Origin of the sequence: Flavobacterium beibuense (genome assembly GCF_004151245.1) — a bacterium.
Taxonomy (GTDB): domain Bacteria; phylum Bacteroidota; class Bacteroidia; order Flavobacteriales; family Flavobacteriaceae; genus Flavobacterium; species Flavobacterium beibuense_A.
This window is the reverse complement of the sequence record NZ_JUIW01000014.1, coordinates 1-19,581: the sequence shown is the minus strand read 5'-3', so window position 1 is coordinate 19,581 and position 19,581 is coordinate 1. Positions and strand designations below refer to the sequence as shown.

8 protein-coding genes are annotated in these 19,581 nt (G+C 38.9%); 4 read left to right on the top strand and 4 right to left on the bottom strand.

Annotation, left to right across the window (positions count from 1 at the left end):
• Nucleotides 1-147 precede the first annotated feature (147 nt).
• From NU09_RS16780 to NU09_RS16765, 4 genes are all read left to right on the top strand, one after another.
• On the top strand, nucleotides 148-678 hold the full coding sequence (locus tag NU09_RS16780) for an RNA polymerase sigma factor (protein ID WP_129752469.1): 531 nt from the start codon (nucleotides 148-150) through the stop codon (nucleotides 676-678).
• 64 nt (nucleotides 679-742) lie between these two features.
• Nucleotides 743-1,678, top strand: coding sequence for a FecR family protein (locus NU09_RS16775; protein ID WP_242501898.1), 936 nt, complete (start codon nucleotides 743-745; stop codon nucleotides 1,676-1,678).
• Between the two features lie 75 nt (nucleotides 1,679-1,753).
• Complete coding sequence (locus tag NU09_RS16770) at nucleotides 1,754-5,023, top strand: SusC/RagA family TonB-linked outer membrane protein (protein ID WP_129752468.1); 3,270 nt, start codon at nucleotides 1,754-1,756, stop codon at nucleotides 5,021-5,023.
• Between the two features lie 3 nt (nucleotides 5,024-5,026).
• Nucleotides 5,027-6,796: a RagB/SusD family nutrient uptake outer membrane protein gene (locus NU09_RS16765; RefSeq protein WP_129752467.1), complete on the top strand. Its 1,770-nt coding sequence runs from the start codon at nucleotides 5,027-5,029 to the stop codon at nucleotides 6,794-6,796.
• A 63-nt stretch (nucleotides 6,797-6,859) separates the two neighbouring features.
• Here the strand turns inward: NU09_RS16765 and hmpA are convergent, their stop codons facing one another.
• The 4 genes from hmpA to NU09_RS16745 form a co-directional block, all read right to left on the bottom strand.
• The gene (hmpA, locus tag NU09_RS16760; RefSeq protein ID WP_129752466.1) at nucleotides 6,860-8,062 is read right to left on the bottom strand and encodes an NO-inducible flavohemoprotein; all 1,203 of its coding nucleotides are present in this window, start codon (nucleotides 8,060-8,062) and stop codon (nucleotides 6,860-6,862) included.
• Between the two features lie 140 nt (nucleotides 8,063-8,202).
• Nucleotides 8,203-8,802, bottom strand: coding sequence for a Crp/Fnr family transcriptional regulator (locus tag NU09_RS16755; RefSeq protein WP_129752465.1), 600 nt, complete (start codon nucleotides 8,800-8,802; stop codon nucleotides 8,203-8,205).
• 119 nt (nucleotides 8,803-8,921) lie between these two features.
• A complete protein-coding gene (locus tag NU09_RS16750; RefSeq protein ID WP_129752464.1) occupies nucleotides 8,922-17,072 on the bottom strand; it encodes a LamG-like jellyroll fold domain-containing protein in 8,151 nt (2,716 codons plus the stop codon).
• A 330-nt stretch (nucleotides 17,073-17,402) separates the two neighbouring features.
• Nucleotides 17,403-19,292 carry a cytochrome-c peroxidase gene (locus tag NU09_RS16745; protein ID WP_165357714.1) on the bottom strand — a complete coding sequence of 630 codons (1,890 nt, stop codon included), beginning with the start codon at nucleotides 19,290-19,292 and terminating at the stop codon, nucleotides 17,403-17,405.
• Nucleotides 19,293-19,581: the final 289 nt, after the last annotated feature.

Here is a 19,581-nt window from a genome sequence, read left to right as displayed (position 1 = left end):
AAAAACAAATAAAGATTAAAAAATACCTCTCGGATACAAATCATTATGCTTTTCCTTAAGAAATTAATTAAAATATAACTTTCAAATAAAGTACAATGCATTTTCATTTTTTTATTTAGCGGTTTACACAGCGCCTCTATTTACCCAATGAAAAGTACTACTGAGTTTGAAGAAATATACACCGGATATTGGGAAAAACTCTACGTTTTTTCTTTTAAAATGACACAGGACCGGGAACTTGCACAAAACATTGTGCAGGATGTTTTTATCGACTTTTGGGAAAGAAGAAATGAAACCAAAATACTATCTGTAGAAAGCTATCTGTTTAGGGCTGTAAAAAATCAGGTTTATAAATACTACCGCAATAACCGCTTTGACAAAAGCATACCCGAAGAAAAATTTGAAAATTACCTTATAGAGAATATCAGCTCTGTTGACGATGAACTACTAGATAAGCTTTACTCCTTATTAGACAAGCTTCCCGAAAAAAGAAAAGAAATCCTGATGATGTATAAAATTCAGGAAATGGATATAGACCAGATAGCCGCACAATTAAATATTTCAAAACAAACTGTAAAAAATCAAATCACCTCAGCCTTAAAACAATTACGTGCTGAGATAAAAGACATGGATTTTAATACGGTAATGCTGCTGTTTTTTCTATTAACTTTTCTTTAACAGTATAGTAATACTCGGCAATAGTACTATTTCTCCCATAAGGTACTTATAGACGAATTACATTATGATGATTAGAAAAGTAAAACATTATCTGGAACATCTTATCGAAAAAAGTACAGATAAAAAAGCCTCTGAAAAAGAAGAGCAATTGCTGGAAAGTTTTGTTCTGCATGAATATTCCAATAACAACAATTGGGATGAAGCGACTATGGGAGATAAAGAAGAGGTTTCAAATGCTATTTATAATACTATAAGCCTGTCTATAAATCCGGTTAGAAAAGTAAGAAAACTTAATTTTTACAAATATGCTGCCGCTGCCGCTATTGTAATAGCTATAGGTGTCACTTTTATAATTAAAAACGATACAAAACCGCAAATGCTTTCATTGCAAACCACTGCTGCAATGGATTCCCTTAGACTTGAAGATGGTACAACCATATTTCTGGCGGCCAATTCACAATTATCTTATCCGGCACATTTTACCGGAAAGGAAAGGGCTATAACACTATTACAGGGTAACGCCTTCTTTAAAGTTGCAAAAGACCCTGAGCATCCCTTTATAATCACTTCGGGCGATATCAAAACCAAAGTACTTGGTACTTCTTTCCATATAAAATTATGCAGGGAAAACTGTAATGTAACCGTAGTAACCGGTAAGGTAAATGTATCATCGGGCGCACAGAGTATAGACCTGCTGCCTAATGAGGAAGCTATATACAACAACAGTAAACTTACTAAACAACCTGTTACCGAAACCATACTGGCTAACTGGTACAAAGAGGATATTGAACTTAATGATGTAAAACTGAACGAGGTATTTACTGTATTACGATATAAATATGGTGTAAAACTGGAGCTTAAAAATGAAGAAATATTAAATACCAGACTTACGGTTTACATTAAAAACAGAGCATCTTTAGACAGCATCTTAGAACAAATAAACTACATCACAAATCAAAAATTTGAGGCCTATGACAATACAATAACAGCGAAACGATAATAAAAAAACCGCAGTTGCTGCGAACAACTACGGTCTATAGAAATTAAGCCATCGTAAAAACCAATAACTTAAAACATGTATTCTAAATTTACTTCTTTTAAACTAAAAAACACAATCTTTTTAGTGTTTGCACTACTCTCCTTTTTAGGAGGGCAGGCTAAAAGTGTACTAAACTCACCAAAAGTAAGCTTTAAATCAGAAAAAGCAACACTGGTAAACATTTTTTCAACACTAAGCGAAAAAACAAATTATAAGTTTAGCTATGGTGAAAGCATCATAGAAGATAAAAACCTATACACGGTTACTTATACAAACGGCCCGATAGAAACGGTATTAAAAGACCTTTCTCAAAAAGCTCATTTTACATATAACATTAGTAACAAACTGGTGCTTATTAAAAAAGAGGCTGCTGTTAAAAACATTTCAACTATACAGCAAACCGTAAAAGGTAAAGTATTGGATGAAAACGGAATGCCTCTACCCGGTGCATCTGTTATGGAAGCAGGCACAAACAATGTAGTAGCAACTGATTTTGACGGTAACTTCGAAATTATGGTAGCTCAGGGTAAAATCCTTGAAGTATCATTTATAGGTTACAAAACAAGAAGTGTTTTAGTTGACAGTGACAACCTTAGCATACAGCTGGAGTCAAACGCATCAGAGCTTGACGAGGTTGTAGTAGTAGGTTATGGTAAGCAAACTAAAGCCGACCTTACTGGATCGGTAACACAACTTGAGGAAGACAATTTCAGGCAGGGTGTTAACGTTTCTGCAGATCAGCTATTACAAGGTAAGGTTGCTGGTGTAAGGGTTGTTCAGGCAAGTGGTGAGCCAGGTGCTCCAATGGATGTAACCATCCGTGGTGTAGGCTCAATAAGAAGTGGTAGTACTCCCCTATTTGTTGTAGACGGTGTGCCGCTAACTAATGATGATGCAAGCCCTGCCGGACAGGATGTTGGTTTTGGTTCTTCAAGAGCTAAAAACCCTCTTAACTTCCTTAATACAAGTGATATCGAATCTATAAGTGTACTTAAAGATGCATCTGCTGCGGCTATATATGGAGCAAGAGGATCTAATGGTGTGGTTATAATCACTACTAAAAAAGGTAAAAAAGGTGAAGCTACTTTTACGGTAGACTCTTACTTAGGTTTCTCTAAAGTCTCTAAAAAACTTGATGTACTTTCTGCAAGCGAATACAGAAATGCACTTACAGACCCTGCTTTTGACCACGGTGGAGATACCGACTGGCAGGATGTAATATACAGAAATGCCGTAACTACAAATAACGTAATGGCTTTCTCTAAACAAACCGATACAGGTAACTACTATGTGTCACTTGGACAGATGGACCAGGAAGGTATAGTAAACAACAGTAACTTTAAGCGTACTTCTGGTAGGATTAATGCTGCCGAGTCGTTTTTTGACAAACGTTTACGCCTAAGCGCTAACCTTACTGCAAGTGAAACTGTAGATAATGGTGTACCAACCAGTGATGATGGTGGTTCTAACGGACAGCTTATTATCCACACCCTTATGGCAAACCCTACTCAGCCGGTATTTGATGAAAACGGTGAGTACCAAAACTTCAACATGAACGCGCATTATAACCCTGCTTACCTTTTAAGCATCTATAATGACGAAACACGTACAATAAGAGTATTAGGGAATTTTGAGGCTTCTCTTAGGTTAGCAAAAGGTTTAGATTATAAACTTAATGTGGGTATAGACCGTTCAATGTCAGAAAGAAATACTACAATTTATCCTAACGTAACCGACCTTAACCCTATTGGTAAATACATTCAGGGTAACCTGGAGTCTAAAAGCCAACTTATCGAAGATTATTTAACCTACAACTGGTTTAACGATAAGCATAAAGTAGAAGTTCTTGGCGGTTTCTCTTATCAGAAATTTGAAAGATCGGGAACAAGCTTCAGTATAGACGGTATAGCTGATCAGGAAATAGGTGTTGATCCGGCAGACAATCCTGCATTTTCAGGTTATCAGACAGGAGTTAAAGGTTTCGCTCAGGAAAATGAGTTACAATCTTTCTTTGGAAGGGTAAACTATTCTTTCAACAAAAAATATCTTTTTACAGCTTCAATGAGGGCTGATGGTTCTACACGTTTTGGAGAAAACAATAAATACGGTTACTTCCCTTCATTTGCAGGAGGTTGGGTAATTTCTCAGGAAAGTTTCCTTAAAGAAAACAAAGTAATAGAAAACCTAAAGCTTAGAGCAAGCTGGGGACAAACCGGTAACCAGGAGGTACAAAATAAAATTACAAAGGCTAGTTACGCACTTAGCGGCGCAGATGGTTACTATCTGTATGATGATCTTGGCCTTGTTAATGGTGTATCTGTTTCAAGAACTCCAAACCCTGACCTTAAATGGGAAGTAGTTACTCAGTTTGACTTAGGTATCGACTTTAGCCTTTGGAACGGTAAACTATATGGTACACTTGATTACTTTAACAAAACTACAACCGATGCTATATTAAATATACCTTCTCCGGTACTTAGCCCTACCAATACTATTTGGGTAAATATAGACGGAGAAATTGTAAACAAAGGTTTTGAGTTTATGTTAGGTTCTCAGATAATTGACAACAGCGACTTTAAATGGTCGGTAGATTTTAACGGGGCTACACTTGATAACGAAGTGAAAAACCTTCCTGTATCAGAAATCCTTTCAGGTGCAATTTCAGGTCCTGGTCAGTCAGGAGTATTGGCAAACATCTACAAAAGCGGATATGCTGCAGGTTCATTTTACCTTATTGAGCATGTAGGTTTTGATGAAAACGGTGCCGAAATATTTAAAGACCAAAACGATGACGGTGCTATTACAGGAGACGACCGTGTAATTATAGAAGGTGCATTACCTAAATTCACTTATGGCTTTAACAGCCAGATGAGTTATAAAAACTTTGATTTCTCATTCTCTATCATCGGTCAGTCAGGAGGATATCTTGTAAACAATACAGGACTAAACGCTCTTAATATTAATAACCTTGCGTCTGACAGAAATACTGCAACAGATTATTATAACTCAGGTGCTAACCCTGCAAATTCACCACAGCTGTCTACCCTATATCTTGAAAAATCAGATTTCTTAAGATTAAACACAGCTCGTTTAGGTTACAACTTTAAAATTAAAAACCTAAACTGGTTACAGGGACTTAACCTGTATGTAACAGGACAAAACCTATTTACAATAACAGACTATAGTGGTTATGATCCGCTAATTAACAGCGCTAAATCAAGCGGAGGTAACCAATCACTGGGTATCGATTATTCAAGCTACCCTAGTGCAAGAACATTCATTCTAGGTGCAACTCTAAAATTATAAAAAATGAAAAAGAACAAAATATTTACGATAAAAAGTATAGCAGTAGCACTTGCTGCCCTGACTTTAGCCAGCTGTACCGACTTAGACGAGGTAGTGCTTGACGAAGTACTTGGTGAAGACGCATCGAGCGTAGACGGTGCCCTTGCAGCAGCATATGACAGATTAGGAGACGGAACTTTTGTAGATAACGGAGGTATATTTGCCATGCAGGAATATTCTTCTGATATAGCTATCCTTCCTACACGTGGTAGTGACTGGGGTGATGGTGGTAAATGGCGTACAATGCACGAGTTTACATGGACTCCAAGCAGTGCTGTTATTACAGATAACTGGAACAAACTTACAAATGGTATTACACGTTCGCTTACAGCCATAAAAACCATAAGCGGAAATGAGTTTCCAGATAAGGCAATGTTTCTTGCCGAAGCTAAAGGGCTCCTTGCATTCTATACTTACTATACACTTGACCTTTACGGACAGGCTCCTTACCGCGACCCTCTTAATGAGAACGCTCCAGTAGAGATACTTCAGGCTGCTTATGCTATTGACGGGCTTATTGAGGATGTAGAAGCTATTATCCCTGATTTAGCTGAACTTGGAAATAACCAAACACATACAGGCCGTTTTACAAAAGAGGCTGCTTATGCCCTACTTGCTGATATGTACCTTAACCGTGCGGTTTATAAAGATCGTTACAACGCAAGTTCTTCATTTAACTTTAATGAGGCTTCTGTAAACGGAAACGGTACCGATATGGACAGGGTAATTTACTACACTTCGCTAATTATCGATTCTGGTAAATTTAGCCTTAACCCTAACTTCTTTGATAACTTCTCTATCAATAATTCTGGTGGTCAGGAACACATTTTTGTTGTAGTACAAAAAATAGACAACATCCGTAATGGTGATAACGACTTAGGCTATATGTGTGTGGCCCGTAACCAGAGACCTTCTCCTGCAAACAGGGGTACTAACGGTTCATGTACTACTCCTGAGTTCTATGCAAGCTGGGAAGGTAATCATGAAGACCCTAGGTTCTCAAGAAAATACCAATATGGCGACGGCACATGGTTTATGAATGACGGTACCGACGTAAGCGTACCTGCATCTGACCTGGTACCGGGAAGCAGCGACCTGCCTTGGTTCCACTTTAACAGCGGACTTCTGGTTGGACAACAGTACGGACCAAAACTTACCCAGGCGGGTGGTTTTGAAATGACTGGCGACGGCAGAATTAAAGTATCACAACTATTTATGGAAAAAAGTGCTACCACTCCGATGGTATTTACTCCTGAACTTGATTTTGATAATCCTACACAGGCAGTATTTGCTCAGGATCAGATAAACCGTGGTGTACGTATCTTCAAATTTGAGTACGATCCGGAACAAGGTAACGGATCAAGTAATGTAGATATTCCGTTATACCGTTTGGGTGGTATTTATACTATGAGAGCTGAAGCTTATTTACGTAAAGGAAATAACGGTTCTGCCCTAATGGATATCAATATGCTTAGAACTTCGAGAACAAGAGAAGCACTTTACGGAAATGCTCCTGGTATAGCTATCCCTTCTATCGATGCTGACATCTTATATAAAGAAATTGGATTTGAGCTTTACTGGGAAATGAAGAGAAGGCCGCAAATGATACGTTTCGGCAAATTTGACCTTCCTTATACAGCAAAACCTGCTTCTGAGCCATTTAGAAGGGTATTCCCTATCCCTCAGGAAGCAATGGACGTTACTGATGAACTTACGCAAAATTTGGGTTATTAAGTTGATTAATGTTTCAGTACTTAAAACTCCGGCAGCTGCCGGAGTTTTTTTATTTATATACACTTAGTTTAGCTGCAACACCTGAGGGCCAAACTCTTCAAAAAAGATCTTATCTACGGGAACATTACATTCTTTTAAATAATTGTAATGTGCCTTTATAAAACCTGCAGGACCACATATATAATATTCGGTTTGCACATCCGGTAACCAGCCTTTTATTTTAGAAAGGTCTACCCTGCCGGTGTAATAATCAGCGGATGTATTTACAGCTTCCTCGTAAAAAATATGGGACGAAACATTGGCCACATTATTTTCTACTTTTTTAACTGCTTCTTCAAAAGCATGTACTCCCGAATGTCGGCAACCATGTATCCATACCAAATTATGATTTAATGAAGTATTGGTAAGGCTCTCCAGCATTGCCAATAAAGGCGTTTGCCCTACTCCTCCGCTAATAAAAACCTTATCGTTATCATTTGTATTAAGTACAAAATTACCTGAGGGCGAGGTTAGCTCTACAAGCTCGCCTTCTTCCATTTGGTGTAGTCTGTTACTAATCATTCCGTCCGGATGAAGTTCTCCCCCTAATTCCCTTTTTACCGAGATTCGGTAATACTTACCGTTAGGGGCACACGATATACTGTATTGCCTTGGTTGTAGTAAACCAAGCTGAGGCAAAAACAGTCTTATACTTAGGTATTGTCCCGGTACATGTAAAGGAACTCCCTCACCCTCTATCGGATAAAGATAAAAGGATGTTATTTCTTCCGATTCGCGGACTTTTTTCTTAATCATAAATGATTTCCAGCCAACCCATCCGTTTTCTTCTGTAAATTTCTTATTGTACAAACCTTTCTCGTGACCTATCATCAGGTCGGCCAGCTGTTTGTAAGCAATGGTCCAGGCATCGATAATATCATTTGTTGCTGCTTCCTGTAACACCTCACTAATTGCAGCTATAAGATTCTCTCCTACTATTGAATAATGTTCAGGCTTTATATCCAGACTTGTATGCTTATGCCCTATCATATCTATAACAGGTATTAACACATCCGGATTTGTAATATTTTCGGCATAAGCAAGTACAGCCATTGCCAGAGCGGTTTGCTGCCTTTCATTATTTTGATTACCCAGATTGAATATATTTTTCAGTTCAGGATGATTTCTAAGCATCCTATTATAAAAGTGTTTTGTAAGTACAACGCCATTTTCCCTTAAGACAGGAACGGTTGCCAAAATTGTTTCTTTTTGCTTTTCTGTCAGCATATTGTATACTACTTAATTGATTAAAAAAAGATTTCAGCAGGTTTATATCCATAAACCTGAGAAGAGAAATACTGCAGTTTCTTTTCGCTTGTAAAATTAAGTTCCCTTACACATGCCGACTTATGACCTCAATCATAAGACTACTTTAAAAATATCTTACGCTGTCTTATAAGTAGGTAACCTTCCTTTTCAAGCTCCTTTACGCCCCTTATAACGGTTTCAACCCGCAATCCCGTAAGATCGGCAATCTGTTGCCTGGTAAGGGGTACCATATAGGTAAAAGGCCCATCAGTAGCGTTGCTGTGGCCCTTTTGATAATTAAAAAGTGTTTTTAACCGCTTATTGGAATCCTGAGAAGATATTTCGGGAGCCATAACTGCCTTATAGAACAATCGTCTTGCAAGGCTTCTGTTTATTTCTATAGAAACCTCAGGGTGCTGGTAAAGCATTTTAAGAAAATCGTCTTTCCCTAAAGCAATAAGCTCAACATTGCTAAGTGCAACCGCATTAGCAGGATAAGGCTCATCTATAAACAAAGGAGGCTCACCAAAACTTTGCCCGGCAGTAAAAATGTTCTGGATAAACTCTTTTCCTTCCTCATTGTAGTTATTCATTTTTACCTCCCCCAATCGTATCTGATAGTAATAGGACGGATAATTCCCCTTAGAAAATATTGTATCTCCTTTTTTGTAGTTGAGGAACCTAGCGGGGAAAGAAAGAAGGATATCTTCGGGGATCATGAGAATTTTGTTTAAACACAAAATTATTACTTTTTACAAAGCCATGTTTCAAAGCTTCAATAAAATAAAAAAGGCCGGTAAAAAATGTACCGGCCCTCTTCTTGCATGAAATTATAATACTACCTGTTAACTTTAAGCACTTTATAAGTTCCTGTTTTATCACCTACTGTTACATTGATGATAAATACCTGCTCACCCTGAAGTGATGTTAAGTCCAGGCTTATAGTTTGTGTACCGCCTGTAGTTTGTACATTTTGTGTAGTTATTTTTCTACCTACTAAATCATATACATCAACTACTACATCCTTACCACCTTCGTCGTTAATTTCAACCGTTACCTTACCGCTTGTAGGGTTAGGATAAAGGCTTACTTTATCTCTAAGAGGATTAGGTGTATCAATACCAAGAGCTTCTTCAACAATTATGTACTCCTCTTTAGTAAGCGACTGGTTACCGGCAACGTTTGTTGCTATAAGAGTTACATCATAAGTACCTGCTTCTGCATAAGTAACTGTTGGGTTTTGCTCTGTAGATGTAGCAGGCTCACCACCTTCAAACGTCCAAGACCACTCTGTAGGGTTATTGGTACTCAAGTCGGTAAATGTTACTGTTTCACCTTCTTCCACCTCTACCTGATCTGCAATAAAATCAACTTCAGGAGCCTGAGCACCTAAGTATTGATTAAGTGAGAACACTACAGTAGCCGAAGCATTAAATGTTACATCGCTAAATGTAGCATCCTGCTGAGGAGCATTGCCACCGTTAGGGTGCTGTACTGAGAAGAATCCGTATTTATAATCTGGTGTAAATGTTAGACCTGTAGGCTCAGAACCTGCAGGCATAGACGCAAATAACTCAATATTAGGGTTGTTTTGTGTATGATTCGGACGGATTACCCAAATGTAGTTTAATCCACCATCCTGGCATACCCAAAGGTTACCTTTGTCGTCAAACACCAGGTTATCGTTACCGTCACCCCATTGTTCTGTAACTGTACCTCCCGCTGTTGCAATAGGATAAGACATACCTCCTGCAAAAGTTTCAAAGTCTGTGATTGTATCGTTCACACTTACAGGGTCTGTAAATCTGTAGATACGGTTTCTTCCTTTTGCAGTAAAGTAAATTTTACCGTCAAGAGGGCTAATATCACAGTCTTCAACACCATTAAAGTTTGTACCTCCTAAAGAAGCAGCAACTGTATTAAGGTTGTTTCTGTCCTCTTGTGTTGTATTAGGAACCTGAATCCATCTTGCTTTTGCAGAACTTGGCTCGTCGTTAGACATTTCAAGATCTAAGTGAAGTACATATACAGTACCTGAGTAAAGGTTACCCGGTACATCCGGTACATATTTGTAAACACAGTGTGTACCACCGTCTTCACCATAGTAAGCTGCAGAACCATCGGCTTTAACAACCACGTTTTCGTGATTCATTCTACCCATAGCCCAAAGTTTTTCCTGCTTACCATTACCGTACTCCATTACCTGAGCAGTAACAGGATCTATTTCCACTAACCAACCTTCATCCTGATATCCGTCGCCGTTAGCGTCTCCGGAAGCCGTATTCTCTTCAGCAGTAATTACGGTACCCCAAGGGGTAATACCTCCAGAACAGTTTCTTGTAGTTGTTACAAGGTCGTTGTTATAGAAGTCTACCGGTTGAGAATCGTCAATAACCCAAAGTTGGTTTTCTGTATCTAAGTGAATATCCAGCATAGACACACCACCCGGAGTGTTTTCATGGTTAACTGATAAATGACCCAGTTCGCTGTCTCCGTCTGTACCTACATAGGCAGAGAAGTCATGGTTACCCGGTACGTTACCCGAACCATCCATATAAGCATCTCCCTGTTTGAATAATAACTGGAATCTGTGCTCCTGAGAAATTATAAGGTAAGGAGTTTGCCCTGTAGGGTTAATTGAAGTGAAACAAGCAATATGCTCTTCGTCACAAACCTCAATATCCTGAGGAGCATCTTTAATATACATATCAAAACTGATATCTGAACTCTGACCGTCACGGTTGTGAAGCTCAACAGAAATTCTGTTTACACCTTCCTGGAACACAGTTTTTGGCACTATGTGAGAGAAATATCTCTTCTCATCTGCTCCGTCTATTGTAGTGGCAGAATGTGTAAGATAATCAATAATACCAACCGGCATATTGTCTCTAAACACTTCCACACCGTTTACATAAACTACGGCACCGTCGTCTCTTCGTAAACCAAACTCAACATTTTCAGCTACATCAGCAAGAGAAAGTTCGATATCTCTTGTAAAGTAGTAAGTAATGTATTTGTTTGAAGCATCAGGACCGTAAGAGATTACTGTTTTAGCAGGATCTCCGTAACCAAGAGGAGCTTCTCCTCTTTCCCATGCATTGTTGTTGTATGTAGATTCTGTCCAGTCTGTAGCACCTAAGTCAGAACCATTATCAAGGTAAGCCCATATCTCTCCTTTAGGAAGCGGGTAAGATGCTGCTTCAAGCGGAGGAAGGTTAAAGTTAACTTCCATATCAAAGCCAAGATCTGAACTGTTTGCAGAAGCCTGGTGAAGCTCTACAGCAATTACGTTCGTCCCGTTTTGAAGCAGGTTAGCTGTTTCAACTAGTTCATAAGTAGTTTCATCTGAACCTCCTATTGTTGAAGAAGCATAAGTGTTGTAAGTAACAGCACCTTCAGGCATGTTTGATCTGAAAGCCTCAACGCCGTTTACATATACTATTACACCGTCATCTTTTAATGTATGGAATAGTAAAGAACCTATTTGAGAGGCATTTTCAACATTAAAAGTATGTCTAAAATAGTAAGTCGGGTATTTGTTGTTAGCATCTTCACCATAGCTTAGTGTAGTTGCCTCAACACCGTCTCCGTAACCTAATATACCGTTACCAAACATCCATGCTGTATCATCATAATCTACAGCTGTCCATTCAGTACCAAGGTCAACACCGTTATCGTTGTATTTCCATAAGCTTTGGGAAGCGATAGGGAAAGTACCCACAGGATATTCTGTAGAACTTTCTAACCATGCCAGGTATAGCGGTGTACCATCAAGAGGAATCTCTGTAAAGGTTACAATGCTTCCTACTTTAGTACCTGTTGCTGCAACCGTAATTTCTGTAGCAGGGTTACCTGTTAACAGGAAGTAAGTTGTTGCAAGTGTATTTACATCGTTAGGGTTGTCAAATACTTTAGATACATCAACCTTAAGGGCTGCAGTTTCAATAAAGCGTGTATCCGGCATCCATCTGCCGCCGATATAAAGCATATCGTTTTCTTCATCATTTAGTGCATGAAGTACTTCGTTACCTTCTTCTTTACCAAATACTACGTTGTTGTTAACGCTGGCAACTTCATCTGCAAGGTACATACCGTTACCGCTATCATTCATAACACTCCAGCTACCCCTAACCTCATTACGGTAAGGAGCTTCCATATCCCTTACAGGATCTGTAGCAGCTATGATTGAAGCATTTGTATAAGGAACTTCAACTACTTCAGAACCACTGTTTACTAAGAAACCGCTGTTATCCTGATTAAATGTATAGTTGTAAACAAGGTTATCTGTAGCTTCAGGAATTGAAAGGTACATGTCTTCACGTATCTCCTCAATTGTCTTAGCTTTAGTCCATATACGGAACTCATCTATATCACTGCTTGTAGGCGCATCGTTAGAAAGGTTTCTACCAAAGGCAAGGTTGTTAGCATTTGGCTGGAATGTTCCCACCGGCATGCTGTCTACAAGTTCACCGTTTATATAGAACTTAAATTCACCATTAGGTACAAATGTTACCGCAACGTGGTTCCATTCGTTTACTCCCCAAACGTGGTCTGAGTTTAGTGAATTCCATCCTCCTCCGGCTCCCTGACCTGTAATTGTCTGTAGTGTCTGGTTACCTAAGAACTCCATTTCCCAACCGTAGTTACCACCACCAAAGCTTGTAAAGCCTACAAGTTTCTTGTTAGCTCCCGAAGGCTCCCTTAAACGAGCCCAAAGCTCAATGGTAAAGTCTCCCGAAAGTGCAGCATTTACACCTTCTTTAGGTATCTGTACATCGTGACCGTTACCTAGGCTAAGTACACCACCCTGTGCTATAATAGCAGCTGTTGGGTCTATTTCAAAAGCAAGGTAATAGTTACCTATAGCTAAATCAACATCTTCAAACAGTACCACACCATTTTCTTCAGTAGCTGTTGCTACTGTTTGGTAAGTACTGTTAGGATCACCTTTTATAAGTGAATATTCTGCCACTATTGCATTAACAGCTGCAAAATCTTCTATAACAGTTGCAAGGTCAACCTCAAGATCGGCAACCTCCATGTTAAGGGCATTTAAATGCCATCCGCCTACAAGATATTTGTTATCCTCATCTTCACCAAGCTGAGCAATCTCATTGTCTTGGTTACGTGAAACGATTAGGTTTTCTGTAAAGTTAGAAATACCACCGCTTACATATAAACCATTAAGAGTTTCGTTAGTAATACTCCAGTTACCTGTAACCTGATCTGGGAAATCTACATTTATTTCACTAACCGGGCTGGTAGCATTAATTATAGTTGCATTTGTATAATCTACAACTGTTGTTTGAGTACCACCTGCATTTTCAAGTACGCCGTTATCATCCTGATCGAAAGTGAAGTTGTATAATAAACCATCCTGACCTTCTTCAAGAATTACGTGCATCTGCTCAACAATCTCTTCCTGAGTTTTTACGTGATTCCAGATACGGAACTCATCCATCATTGAATACGTTTGTCCGCCATAGTTTATACTTTTACCAAAAGCAAAGTCCCAGTTTTGGTTAGGAACGAAATCTGCAAAAGCATTTTCACCCTTTAGCTCACCGTTAACGTAAAGCTTAACCATACCACCGGGAGCAGCAGTAACCGCAATGTGGTTCCACTCGCCTATTGTTAAAGGAGTACCTGAGTTAGTGCTATTCCATGCACCGGTATTATTACCAAATACAGCAGAAATAGTATTGTTATCCGGCATCTCAAGAGAGAAACCTGTAGAGTTACCGTTTATTTTACCGTGGCTTGAAAGTACCTTGTCGTTATTACCCGGATCCTGAGTTACATTTAACCAGAACTCAAGTGTAAAGGCATTAGACATAATAGGGTTCATATCTGCATACGGAATAGTAATGTCGTGTCCACCTGCAAGCGATAAAGCTCCACCTCTGCCCGGTACGAACTCTGCTGTAGACCATGCTACATAATAAGTACCTTCTGTAAGATTAGCATTGTAGAATGTTACATTTTGTCCGTCAAAGCTTCCTTCCGCAACATTTTCAAATTCTTCTGTCCCTTCAGATCCCTCAACCGACTTAAGCAGGTAGTACTGCCCTGCGGTCTGGCTTATGGTTTCATAATCCGGTAAGCTTTCTTCAAGATTGATTTTTACTGTAGCAAAAGGAGTGTTTAGAGGATCTATTCTCCATCCGCCCTGAAGGTAAGTCATATCGTCCTCACCCGGTACGGCTGCTATAGTCTCCACATTATGTTTACCTACTACAACATTGCTGTTATATGCAGTAATATTGTTAGGGAATGTAAGTCCTGAGTTGTTTACATCGTTGTTACGGCTCCATTTACCTGTAACCACATCTTTATAATCATCACCAAGTACTGATACCGGAGATGTAGCTGTAGCAAATACACCTCCGTTAAGGAAGATTTCCTGCTCCATAGAACCTAAGCTTACAAAGCTGTCTGCCTCTTCATCAGCAGCACTAAAGTCAAAGTAAACAGCAAGATCTTCCTCATCACCTGTTAAGTGATAGTGCATATGCTCGTTTATCTCATCTGCAGTAAGTGCTCTTTCCCAAATACGGAACTCATCAAGTTCTGCCTGTACAGCACTACCATAGTAAGGGCTGTAACCAAGGCCTAAACCAAACTCGTTAGGAATATACTCTCCAAACGGCGCAGAACCTATTTGCTGTCCGTTTACATAGTATGTCATGGTACCGTTTTTAGTAACCGAAAGGGCTACGTGGTTCCACTCACCTATATTCCATATAGCTCCCTGATTAGAAATTGTATTCCAGCCTGAACCGTTTGTACCAACAACTACATTCAGCTGGTTGTTATCCGGGAACTCAAAAGATATACCTGTTGTAAGGTTGTTTACCCTACCGTTACTTGCAATAATTTTAAAGTTCCCTCCCGGGTCTGCAGTAAGTTTACCCCAAAACTCAATAGTGAAATCATCACTTAAAGCGTCGTTTACTACTTCAGAAGGGATAAGCATTTGCTGAGCACCAGCCATTTTAAGTACATCACCACGTGTTGACTCAAAATCGGCCTCTTCCATAATAGCCTCATCAGATATGATTCTACCGTAAAGGTTAAGCTTATCTAATAATCCTATATATTTTTTATTCTGGAAGTTATTACCAATTGTAATATCAGCATCAGAAGCTACCGGAGTAAGGATGTTACTCCATTCCTGGATAAGGAATCCGTTATAGTATACTGATAGTTTTCTTTTTACGTTGTCGTATTTCCAAACAATGTAAGACCAGTTGTTTACAAGCAGGCTGTACTCTGTAGAAAGTGTTGTGCCTGTTGCATGGTTTGTGTAAGTAAGCTTACCGTTAGGGCTAATACCAAATGATATACCCACACCCTCTGCTCCGTTTGAATAAATTGTTGATCCTGTTGCAGTAAACTGTTCCGGTTTTAACCAAAACGCTAAACTAAACGGGCGGTCGTGCATATCAAATGCAGTAGCATAAGGAATGGTTACATTAGTAGCAGCACTAAATTGTAATGCACCGTTAGTAACGCCATCTCTGTCTGCTGCAAAAGTGTGGTTCTCTGCAGTTATGATATGGTTATAGCCTGAAGCATCTGCAACAGCATTTTCTATACCCATTTCCAGCTTAAGCGCATCTGCATTCTGGCTGGTAAGCATATCTTCGTGAATGATGGTCTCAAAATATGGCTGACCTGTTGCACCCACATATTCCACTTTCATCCTTCTGTCGTCTGCATCACCATAAACATTAATCCTTAAGTAGGTTTGCTTAACTCCCGTAAGGATATAATTGCTGTTATAGTTAATGTTGTAGTTACCGTTACCTACATCTGAATTGATGTTACCCGATAATACATCATAAAGCGGATAGTTAACATCACCATCCCTTATCATGAATTTCTGCTCATGTATATCAGCACTTAACGATAATACACCATTAATGTTGTTAGCCTTAATGTAGTTGATTAACTCCTGAGATTGTGCTGTGTTACAAAAGTTTCTTCCGCCACAGTTACGCTCAAATGAAGGCGTACCATTAATTAAAACTTTAAACGTAGCAGTAGAATTTAATAGTCCGTCTTTCAGCCACTGAAGCTGATCCGGACCTAAATGCTGCGATATACCGTCGCGGTAGCTACGGTTATCCAATAAAAAGTACTCGACATCTTTATACACATAAGATGAGAATAGTCCCTGCCCTTCCGGTGTACTGTTATATTCCGGGTTTGGCCACCAGTCCATGAATATCTCACGCATCTCGCCAATAGTAGGCAGCGTTTTATTAAATTCATTTGGACCAAGGTCATGGTTGTCTGTAATTGCAAGCTGAGGCATTGCAACCGTCAGACTGTCATGGTAATTCCTAAAGAACCTGTAACGGTCAAAAGCCATATCCTTGTTAGCCCAGTCATCAACACCATCAGGACATTGTCCCATTGCATGTTGTAAGCCTAACAGATAAACAGCGTCACCTAACCATACCATCAGGTCACTCTGTTCTTCAGCCATTACGTTAAACATTGTTGGAGTTCCGTTAAAATGGAACTCGGCTTCCGGCTGGTCTATACAACGGCTAAGGTCATATATACGACCACATCCTCCTGAAAGGAATTCAAAATCACTTAACGTGTTTTGTCCGTTTGTAATTGTCGACTGACGGCTTGAAGGAGTACCGTTAATAAGTACCTTTGCCGTGTACGACTGCCCTTCTGTTAGTCCGGTGTACTCAAAAGACCTAAGGCTGTAACCAAGCCTGTCGTCTGAATTGTAAACCGTACCTGTAAGAGGGGCGTTCGCAGTACCGTTTTGAGTTAACGCTATAGAAAGCGCATCACCCGATCCGGTATTGTTCTTGGTTAATACCCAAACTCTTACTGAGTTATTGTATACAGGACTCATCATAGGCCCGTACACTATGGAATCTCCCGGAATGGTTTGTGCCCGCAGGCCAAAACTCATCAGTAAAGACACCATTAAACTCAAAAAAAGTAAACTTTTTTTCATTTTAGCTAATGTTGGTTTAAATTAATTAATAGATTCAGTCGCAAAATTAGCCCCTCGTTTCTGGAAGGATTGTTCGAAATTTTTAAGTTTACTTTAATTGAATATGAAGATTTTATGGCAAACCATAAATATATTTTTATCAAAAAAGCCTAAAATCGATTCTTAACATTGAAATGACTTTAAAAAGTAAAAAAATGACAACTCTTTAACAGTTAAGACTTAAAAGCATGTAAATCAGTGATATTTTTTTAGTTATAATGCAAATAGTCTAAATCTTAACTTTCAGTTAAAATACTTATACCTTATATTATTGCGCACGCACCCGTATAATTACTTTTTAATTGACGAAGGATTGTCTGTTAAGGATTCCAGGAAGGCAATAAGTTCCTTTATTTCTTTTTTACTCAATTCTAATTTATCAGGAGGTAGTGTTTGATTTGGCAGTTCATAAGAGAGTCCCTTACCTGCTGCACCACCTTCATTATAAAAGTCTATAACCTGTTCCAGGGTTTCATAAGCGCCATTATGAAAATAAGGGCCTGTTAACTTCACATTCCTTACGCTAACTGTTTTAAATGAATTCCTGTAGATTTCATGCCTTTCATCAATAACACCGTTTGCAATACGGCCATAATCGGTATCTACCATCAAAGTATCAGGATGTCTCAACACACCCAATACCTCACTCTCATTTTCATCATACAATGGTGGCACCAGTCCGCTAAATGTTGGCATGTAATGACAGGTAGCACAACCCGCTTTACCCATAAAAAGGTTAAAACCTGCTTTTACGTCTTTTGGCAACTCTTTGCTTTTCCCCTGCATATATAAATCAAACGGACTGCTAAACGATCGTAATGACAACACATAAGATGATAAGGCCGACGAAAAATGGTATCGTGTTACCGGAGTATTCGTTTTGAATACAGCATTAAACTGTTCCCTGTAAACTTTATCAGAATTCAGTTTTTGTACCAAAACCTCAAAACTTGTATTAAACTCCATATGATTTTCTACCACATGTTCTGCCTGTTCTTCCAGATCATAAGCTCTCATATCATAAAAATACCTGTCAGCATAAACCGAATTAATAAGGGAAGGTGAATTACGCAATACATTTTTACCTTCTATACTGGCAAATGATTTTTTATGACCGTCAGAAAAAGCCACTTCTGGTTTATGGCAACTTGCACAGCTCATCATACCGTTTCGACTTAATGCCGTATCATAAAACAGTTTCCTGCCCAAATCTCTCAAAGCATCACTATCCTTCTCTTCTTTCAGCAGACTGTAATAATAAGGATTCAGGAAATCTTCCGAAAACATATTTGTACTATATGCATTCCACGACGGGGTGGCTGCATGTACTTCGGCACTGCTTTTTATATGCAGGGATAGCTGCAAATCCAAAAGATGCTTATATAAAGGATTGATGTATTCCGTAATAAAATTCAGCCTGTCAAAACCATCAAAGTCCCTGCTTTTATTTAAAACGGAAATAGACTTCTTAAATAACCCTTTAATACTTTTATTCAGATTAGTCTCCGCTTTTGACAGTAAGGGTTCAAGCACTTTTTCTATACCTGCCATCGATGAAGCCGCCTCTTCCATAGCGTTAAGCGAACCCGGGGTATCAAACCCCGTAATTCCTCTTGCTGTTATTCTAACCAACTCTAACCTGCAGGCCTCCATTACTTCAAAGTCATAAAAAAATGTTCTTGATTTAAATGCAGTAACCAATACCTGATAGGAATCTCTTACCCCTTTAGCTAGTCTGTATACCTCGTCCTTATCAGGATTATCATCCGTATAAAGTGTTTCATCCAATACCTGTAACCCTACAGGCGCTACTATCTTTACCTCCCCTTTATAATGACCCGCCTCCAGATTATCGATAGGCATACTGTTTTTATATTGTTCCGGATTAAGATTATAATAATCTCCCGAAGCATTCTTATCTATAGGTAGCGGATCTGGATGATCTAAAGGAGCACCATTTATATAAGCTTTTATATGCTTAGGATAGTAATACTCCAATATATATTCAGACTGTTTAAAAGAGTATCGGGTTTTTGCAAGTTGCTCTTTTAATTGCTCAAGACTAAGATTCCCTTTTTTATAATTCAGGGCCTGTTGCTCAAGTTTATTTAATTGCGAATTTAAATCATCAATACCTGTAATTATTACAGTACGAAAATCATCGTCGTAATAATCACTCACAGAGGTATACTGCAAATTGAATGGCAGGATAAAAACTATCAGAAAAAATAGTAGTACAAAACGATTGTAACCTTTATACATATTTCAGGCTATTAGAAAATGCAAACATAAAGAGCCTTAAAATTAGCCTGTGGAAACCTGTATTAAGAAATGATTAAACTATTAAAACAAAACAGGCAGCCCGTGGGCTGCCTGTTTTATATCATTTGTTTATCGTCTTATCTCTTCAGTGAGAAGTGTGCCTTGAACTCCTTGACAACCGGCATACCGTTAACCGTCTCACGGTAGG